Annotated in this window: 6 protein-coding genes; 2 read left to right on the forward strand and 4 right to left on the reverse strand. The window is 36.0% G+C overall.

The window, feature by feature from the left end:
- Window positions 1-1,534: 1,534 nt before the first annotated feature.
- Window positions 1,535-1,774 carry a hypothetical protein gene (locus AAHB12_RS30835; RefSeq protein WP_342048892.1) on the reverse strand — a complete coding sequence of 80 codons (240 nt, stop codon included), beginning with the start codon at window positions 1,772-1,774 and terminating at the stop codon, window positions 1,535-1,537.
- 1,064 nt (window positions 1,775-2,838) lie between these two features.
- Here AAHB12_RS30835 and AAHB12_RS30840 point away from each other — a divergent pair.
- The gene (locus AAHB12_RS30840) at window positions 2,839-3,087 is read left to right on the forward strand and encodes a hypothetical protein (protein WP_342048893.1); all 249 of its coding nucleotides are present in this window, start codon (window positions 2,839-2,841) and stop codon (window positions 3,085-3,087) included.
- A 578-nt stretch (window positions 3,088-3,665) separates the two neighbouring features.
- Complete coding sequence (locus tag AAHB12_RS30845; RefSeq protein ID WP_342048894.1) at window positions 3,666-3,953, forward strand: hypothetical protein; 288 nt, start codon at window positions 3,666-3,668, stop codon at window positions 3,951-3,953.
- A 408-nt stretch (window positions 3,954-4,361) separates the two neighbouring features.
- Here the strand turns inward: AAHB12_RS30845 and AAHB12_RS30850 are convergent, their stop codons facing one another.
- The 3 genes from AAHB12_RS30850 to AAHB12_RS30860 form a co-directional block, all read right to left on the reverse strand.
- Entirely contained in the window at window positions 4,362-4,979 is a 618-nt protein-coding gene (locus tag AAHB12_RS30850) for a MerR family transcriptional regulator (RefSeq protein ID WP_342048895.1), read from the reverse strand.
- A 676-nt stretch (window positions 4,980-5,655) separates the two neighbouring features.
- Window positions 5,656-5,931, reverse strand: a complete 276-nt coding sequence (locus tag AAHB12_RS30855; RefSeq protein WP_342048896.1) for a hypothetical protein — start codon at window positions 5,929-5,931, stop codon at window positions 5,656-5,658.
- 14 nt (window positions 5,932-5,945) lie between these two features.
- Window positions 5,946-6,409: hypothetical protein (locus tag AAHB12_RS30860; protein WP_342048897.1), on the reverse strand; the 464-nt coding region annotated here is incomplete at its 5' end.

Genomic DNA, 6,409 nt, shown 5'->3' on the forward strand with positions numbered 1-6,409 from the left:
TGTGTTTTTTCTCTAGGATACTTCCGTCTTGATCAATGACTGTTTCTATTTTTTGCTCTACAATTCTAGGCATTTTAATCCTCCTTAACCAAATTCTAGTAATTTAATTTTAGTTTATTATAGTAAATCACTAGAATATTTGTAAAGCATAAAAATGTATATTTTCTAGTTATTTACTAGAATAGTATTATTGCAGAGCAATAATACTATTATTGCTCTGCAATAATACTATTATTGCTCTGCAATAATTTGATGAAAGCGTTTTCATGTTGATGTACCAACACTTAATACCCGTTTTTTGAGCTTGTCCACCCTATATAATCTTATTAGAAGCTATCCTCTATACAAGGTTCGGGTAGTATTTTTTGAGAAACCCACTCAAAAAATCTCCACCCTTTCCTCCTTGTATAGAGGATTTCGGCTCGTTGTGGCTCTCTTGCCAAGCCGAGGACCAAAAGCAAGATGTGGGGTATCGGCTTGCACGAGCGATTATACGAGCCGAACCGCCAGATCATCCGTTCATTGTGTCGTTCTCTCTCCTTATACCTACACGCTCATGTGGGGGCTCTGCCCCGCACACCCCCGGCCGCCTCGTCCCAAAAGCAAGGGGAAAAACCTTTTCAAACATCAAAGACATTGTAGACATTGTTCAGAAGCCTCAGATTTGTTTTTAAGCGTTCGTCTTTCTACAAACATAGAGAATACTGTTATTAATCTATAAGTCTTTTATCGAGGTTCTAGGCACCTTAAAATGAATTTATTTTGGATACTTTGCTTCCAATGCAATACGAACTGACATAAAGATGTAGATAATGCCTATACACTATACCTATACATTATTGGCGTTTCAGTGAGTGTATAGATATATTGAATACTTGAAATTGTGTTATACCGCCGCCCGAACGCCCCATTTGTATTCGAGTCCTCGTCTCCACACCTCACGCCAACTACGTCGGCATGAGGTGTGGAGAACATACAAATGGGGCGTTCGGGCTAGATAGAGGGTACATGTGAAGAGAAAGAAGAAGAGAAAGAAGAAAAGAAGAATAAGGGATAAGATCAAATGAAAAAGGAATATACAAAGAGAAAAAATGAGAGAAGAAACTGAATGAAATGAATCAGAAATATGAATAGATAATGATTGTGAGATGTTGGGTTCTATGGATGCTAAGAACAATATGTATGCTGAAAAAAGATAGAGAACACTCAACGGAAACAGAAGAGAAGGGAAGTGAAATAAAGAATAAAGAGAACACATACAAGAAGGAATGACATGTGAATAAAAGGAGTGATTAAAATGATAGGGAGAAAAGAAAACAAAGAAGAATACATAGAGAAAGAGAATAAAAAGACAGCCCCTGCGGGTTAAAGTTTTTTTGTTTTTGGATCGAGTGATAGCGAGTACGCATCGGCACCTTCGACAGAAGGTGTATAGATGCGCACTCACCTAAAATCAGTTTGGAAAAATAAAAAAGTTATATCAACAGCAACTCAACACATAAGAACATTAAGTCAACGGTTGCTTCACCTCGACTTATGGGTTAATTTGCGAAATTTGAGTGAGTTCTGGGTACAACACTTTTTGATGATGAATTACATTTCCGGATGAATCAGTTCCGAATACAGTGATGACTGTATCTGGCGTAACCTGTCCCTGTCCTGTAATTTGAAATTGAACCTCGTAAGAAGTATTACCTGTGATGTTGAAATTAAGAATTTGGCTTGTGTTCGCATTGATATTCAGTGTACCGGCATAAATCAGTGACTTACTCACCAAGCTATTCCATACGTAGATATGATAAACAACGTTAGATGAAAAATTAAGATTATCATTGTCAATGTTAATTACAAGGTTCGATGCAGGAGTGGTTCCCGTATTCGTAATTATACCAGTTGTGAAAGAAGTCATGAAAGCAACACCTCCATTTTAATTTTTACAATATTATATTAAAATTTAATAGTTTTGTTCCGCGTTTGTCTCCATTTTCCCGAAAAATCCCAATGTATGTATATACATGTTAAGTTAACATAACACGCTATTATCGGAAGATACCTCAATGAGTTGGTACAAAAACAGACGATTTATCATAATAATATAATATTGCATTACTAAGCCCCCATCCTCCATGTGGGGCTTTTGGTTTATGTATATTGTATTCTAAAATCATATGTATCCCAGGAAAAAAAGTTGGATCTCTTCCGATGAATTCACAGCAGAACATTTCTTTACAATAAGGATTACATATCGTTTCTTTGTATTTCGAATTTGATCCATCACTCGACCTATCGTTATATAATTATGAATATTTTGTTTTTACGATTTATCAATTCGATTTATTGTCGGATTTACTCGGTCTACAATTAGATTTACGATACATTGATTTACTATATATTTTATCGTACATTTTGGCATACATTCTGGCTCTAGCCATTAATTTATCATAGTATTTCCCCATATACTTACCCCCTATTGGATTAAGCTCTATATATTTTATGCTTGTTTAATGGAGTTGGTAATGGACAAAGATTGAATTTCTTTATTTTTTTTACTAGATAACAAGCTTTTGCTTGTATGATTGTCCATGCTTATCCAGCAAAATTTAAAATGTATGCTTTATACATTAGAGGTTAACATAACATGGCATTATCGGAATTCAATGTATCTAGGAGCCTACAAAAATACCCTCCAGCCAAGCGATCTGGAGGGTATTCATTTTCACATAATTAGGTTTATCGGTAGTACAATTGAATATTAGTTAAATAAGCTCCTTGCTCGGTACATAGACATACCATATAAAAGAGCAATCCAATTCCTATAAAGGAGCAAGGCGAATTATTATGATAATCCCATACTTTAACAATGCACGACAAGTTGGTGCCGGTTCTGGTGCCGGTTCTGGTGCAGGTGCCGGTGTCGGTATCAGTGGCACTACATGGAGTAGCGGACATGAAACACTTCATCCAATTCACCAGACGTATGGTTCCATGTATCCCATGTACGTGGCACACCCTCATGTCATATATTCTCATGTCATACATCCAATTGGTTTTTCAACATTTCCGTTTGGCTCAACATATTATTTATGAGAAAAGCTATCTGCTTTTCTTTTTTCTTTACCAAACAAATTGTATACCCTATACATGTTAAGTTGACATAATCCCACATTATCGGAAGTAAATAGTCCAATCATTTTTTACACAATATGAATATATTATAGTGCATCTAGTAACTTAATCTAGTAACTTACATCAGGAGGATTGAGGTACCTCCTGATGTTTTTTTGTACATGATATGAATTATCAGTAGTTAAACCAGAATCTAGTAATTTTTTTGTTTTTATAGACAATAGGACAAGCATTTCAAATGTATTTTTCATACTCTATCAACGAGAGCGTCTTTTTTATGGAAAAAGTATTACTAATAAGACTAAAAATTTCTTAGGTTTTTAATTATTTTGCTGCTAATACCTCTTTATCCAAAAATTAGACAACCATCTTAATTTTTTTAGAAAGGAGAATAAACAATAGTTAAATTACTCGATGCTAGAACATCGCAAAATGCGAGTTATGCAAACTCTATTTCGGTTCCTATAGCAACTTCACCACAACTTTTTGCACAGCTTACTCTTAGTGCAGGGGGTGCTACAGGACTTGTACGTACTGAAATGGTTGGAACAGTAACTGTTCAATTACCTGCTATACCAGTTGCTACGTCTATTACAGCAACTATCGTAAGAGGGACTACTCTATCTGACCTAATTATTTATTCAGTACGTGAAGCTCTTGAATTATCTGTCTTAGGACCTCAGGTACTATCATTTGCTGCTTCTGATTTCAATGTTTCTATTCCGGCTGGTGGCCAAGTAGTTTATACAGTATTTATAAGTGCTAGTACAATAGGAACTGTACGAGTAGGTCCAGAAAGCTTTAATGCTACAATTTATTCAGACTGATCTTATCCCTCAACTTAACTTAAGTTGAGGGGTTAATTTATGTATACCCTATTCATGTGAAGTTTACATAATCCTTAATTATCGGAAGTCCTTGATCCCCGCCATCCCCGTGATAGCAACATTCCTATAACTCTCGAATATTATGAAATATGCAGAATTTTATACAACGTAGAAATGGCAAGGATTTTGGCGCATTTGCCATTTTATTTCCCGTCCTGAAATTGTATAAAATCTTGCATATTATTTTCCAAAAAAATCTAAAGTGAATTAATTAAAATACAAGGATAAAGAAAATAACATAAAAAACGCCCCAGAATTGATTCTGGGGCGTTTTTTATACAAAAGATAATTTACTTATTCTTTGACAAGAAAAACGTGAAATTCGAGCTTCTGTGAAGTCGTAAGAGGTTATTTTCTGAACCATTTCTCCCAAAATGTTTTTTTTGGTTCATTCTCTTTTTCTTTTGCATATTTTTCAACTCTGGAAAGGGATTCTATCGATTCTGTTAAATGTTCTACTTTTTCTTCCAGAGACGAAATAGATTTAGAATAATCGGTTGGAGCCGGAGCAGAGAGCAATTTTTGTTGCATCTCTTTTATTTCATTGCTTTCTTGCCGCATAGTCTTGATTTCTTTTACCAGTTGTTCGATTACCTGATTTTGCTTTTCTACTGTCCGTTCTAATTTCAACATGTTTTCAATGGCTTCGTGTGCGGTCATAACCGGAACTGAAGGGATTGGAACTACCGATGCGGCAACTTCATGTTGTGCATTTGCTTCTTTGGCTTTTTTAATCATTTCTTTAATCAGATCGTGAGCTAATTTTTGTTTTCGCATCGTCTTAATGTTGTTGAGAATGTTAATTTCAAAGTCTGTGTAAAACCGTTCGTTTTTTTCGTTGCGTGGGATAACCAAAACATCTCCGTAAGCTGTTTCCCAGTCTATCAATGTACTCATACCGATTTTTGTTTTTTCGGAAACCTCTTTACGCGTATAAGATTGCATAAATTGTTGCTGTTCTTCCATTTTTCGCACCCCCCTATGTATAATTCGTTCCCTACGGGAAATCCGTAACCAACATACGGATGCTTGTTGTATCTACTTTAACAAAAGTTATTCTTTTTTCACAAGATTCTTGTATGGTTTTTTTTCGTAGGAGTACATGTTGTCCGTAGCCCTTCGGTAGTTTTACGGATCGAAACCAGACGGTATGTCGAATCATTTTTATGTAAGAGAACTAGATAATGTCCCTGTCAACGGTACCGGACCGAAGGGAGGATAAGGAGTTGACAGGTTCACCAGACCCAGACCCTCTTGGTTCGTCAAAACGCAAACCGTTTTGACCTGCCTACCGGCGAGGGAGCCCCCTCAAAAAATGAGGGGGTTGGGGGAGTTTTTTGGAGGGGGTCAAGGGGAAGGTTTCCCCTTGCGGGTTTGGGCAGCGCCCAAGGTTTGCTGGGGTTTGGGGCGTGCCCCAACAAGCCTATTTGGGTACCAAATATAGAGCTTGCCAACACTCCAGTTATGCCGCTATACTCGGGAATCCCTTAATCGAGTATCAGGCATAACTCAAATGCAATTTGATGGAGGAGCGGTCGTTTGATTTTGAGAGCGAACAGGAAAGAGAGCCGACAGGTGAAATTTCGTGTGAGTGACTTTCAAATAGAAAAAGCCGACAATCTCGTCGGCTTTTTTGCTGTAATTATTTAATTTCAATTTCACGTTCATTATTAGGGAAATCTAATATATTGTTTGTTTGTTTTTTCTTTTTAGGCTTTTGAGCTTTTGGTTTTTTTACGATGATCCCCTCGATTTCATCTCCGTTACGATCTACTAGAGTCACCAATGCTCCCTCAGAATTTCGAAAGTTAATATATAGATTGGCTGTAGCAAGTGTTACTTCATACTCTTCCATAAAATCCTGTAAAGTCTTTGCAATTAGTTCTGGTGTCACTGGCTCTTCAAACTTAATCTTCATTCCATTTCACCTCTTTAGGAATTAATGACTTGTAGTATGGTTTCTTGTTTATCCTCATTTTTTCTTGAATCGGTATTCTTTTCAACTTCAGACATAATAGTTTTTCCATTTGGATCAAAGTGAATTTTCATTCTGATTTCTTTTATATTTTGCCAATCTCCTTTTCCAAATAAATGCGCATTTACTTGATATGTTCCTCTTCCTGCTCTAAAAAAAATCTTTCCTTTAACAAAGTCTGTAATAGCTTGATTTACTCTAGCTAAAGAAACAGATAATTCGGATGCAATTTCATTTTTCATATGTGCATTTACGTATATCATTTGACCTCCGCCGTTATTTGAATTACTGGAGTAAGTCATTTTTTTTAAAAATGCTAAAAGTATTGAATTATAGCCTTTAGGAAGGTCTTTCAGATATAAAACAGTATCTAAATACATTTTTATGTATTCGGGTTCATCCTCGTATCTTTTTGTTGTAT

Source organism: Bacillus sp. OTU530 (assembly GCF_038440375.1).